At 56.3% G+C, this 1,365-nt stretch carries 1 protein-coding gene; it reads left to right on the top strand.

Translation table 11 applies throughout. The features are described from left to right. Window positions 1-52: 52 nt before the first annotated feature. On the top strand, window positions 53-1,303 hold the full coding sequence (locus AC3WP7_RS30020) for an IS256 family transposase (RefSeq protein WP_102593307.1): 1,251 nt from the start codon (window positions 53-55) through the stop codon (window positions 1,301-1,303). Window positions 1,304-1,365: the final 62 nt, after the last annotated feature.

Raw genomic sequence — 1,365 nt, 5'->3', positions numbered from 1 at the left:
GGGACTGTCAGAAATTTTGTGTTCGGGCATAACATGAGTAAGAGGTGCATGTATGCCAACCAAAAAGAAACCGCTTCGCGAATTGCCTAAGATCCCGAAAGAGCTTCTTGAGCAGTTTTCCGCTAACCCACTGATGACCGCCGAGGCCATTGAAGAGGCCTCTGCCGCCTTCAAGAAAGCACTGATCGAGCGAGCCCTTAACGCCGAACTTGGCCATCATCTGGGCTATCCTCCGGGCGCGCAGCGCCCAGAGGATGAGACCAATCAGCGCAACGGCAAGAGCGGCAAGACCGTACTGACCGGCGATGGCCCGCTACGGCTGGATATCCCTCGAGACCGTGACGGCAGTTTCTCGCCCATCCTGATCCCCAAGCATGAGCGCCGTTACACCGGCTTCGACGACAAGATCATCGCCATGTACGCCCGTGGAATGACGGTCAGAGAGATTCGGGCATTTCTGTCTGAGCAATACGGCACGGACGTTTCACCCGATTTCATCAGCTCTGTGACAGACGAGGTCATGGAAGAAATTGGCGCATGGCAACAGCGGCCACTGGAGCCGATGTACCCGGTCATTTTCTTTGATGCGCTGCGGGTGAAGATCCGCGAAGAAGGTCTGGTGCGCAACAAGGCCATTTATTTGGCCCTGGGCGTTCTCCCCGACGGGACGCGCGACATCTTGGGCATCTGGATCGAGAACACCGAAGGGGCGAAGTTCTGGATGAAGGTGTTCAACGACCTCAAGACCCGTGGTGTCGAAGACGTTCTGATTGCCGTGACCGATGGCCTCAAGGGCATGCCAGAGGCCCTCAGTGCAGTGTTTCCAGATACGACGTTGCAGACGTGCATCGTGCACCTGATCCGCAACAGCCTGGACTACGCGGCCTGGGACAAGCGGCGGGCACTGGCCAAGGAGCTGAAGCCGATTTACCAAGCCATCAATGCCGAAGCGGCTGAGCAAGCACTCGATGAGTTTGAGAACGGGCCGTGGGGTGAGAAATATCCAACGGTGGTGGCTGCTTGGAGACGGGCTTGGGATCGTGTGATTCCATTCTTTGTTTTCCCGCCCGCCATCCGGAAGGTGATCTATACCACCAACGCCATCGAGAGCATCAACGCCCAGCTACGCAAGGTCATCAAGACTCGCGGGCATTTCCCGAATGATGACGCAGCGACCAAACTGATTTGGCTGGGATTGCGCAACATAACAGCCAATTGGGGAAAACCGGCCCATGATTGGAAAAGTGCGATGAATCAATTTGCGATTCTGTACGGAGATCGGTTCATCAGGCCAACCTGGTGAGAATTAGGGCCTGCCTGACGGCAGGCCGTTACCGGCCCGCACACAAAAAATCTGACAGTCCC

Source organism: Pseudomonas sp. FW305-3-2-15-C-LB1 (assembly GCF_058787615.1).
Note: the sequence above shows the minus strand (reverse complement) of the source record. Positions and strands in the feature narration are given on the sequence as shown.